This window comes from Pseudomonas sp. MD195_PC81_125 (assembly GCF_014060985.1).
Lineage (GTDB): Bacteria > Pseudomonadota > Gammaproteobacteria > Pseudomonadales > Pseudomonadaceae > Aquipseudomonas > Aquipseudomonas parakoreensis.
In genome coordinates, this window is the sequence record NZ_JABULD010001046.1 from 1 (window position 1) to 516 (window position 516).

At 44.4% G+C, this 516-nt stretch carries 1 pseudogene; it reads right to left on the reverse strand.

The features are described from left to right. A pseudogene (locus HT737_RS31095) lies at positions 1-431 on the reverse strand (response regulator); the annotation flags it as partial. Positions 432-516 lie beyond the last annotated feature (85 nt).

Here is a 516-nt window from a genome sequence, read left to right on the forward strand (position 1 = left end):
GCGCGAAAGGTCCTGTGCCTACCCAGATCGAGCTCCAAATCGCCAACGCGAAGCACATTTAGCGATGCCGACGACCCAGTTCGACGCATTATAGTACGGACTCTAGCTAACAACTCAGGAAACTCAATTGGTTTGACCATGTAATCGTCAGCGCCTAGATCAAAACCCAAAGACTTTATCCTCAACACTACCTTTCTCGGTAAGCATCATGATCGGGGTAATAATTACCTCGCGAATACTTACAAGTAGATCCCAGTCGTCACTTTGCGGGGGTTTACGTCTAGTACTACAAGGTCATAAGCCTGTTGGGAGACTAAGTTTATGCCATCGATTCCGTTTTGTATGCAATCAACGATAAAGCCGCTTTCAGTCAGACCCTGGCGCAAATAATGAGCGGTTTTCGGATCGTCTTCTATTATCAAGATACGCATTTATTATAAAGTCTCGATACTTAATTGAAAATACCACCACACTCATTTAGGCAACTTTACTCACCGGTTCACTTTAGCATCTCAA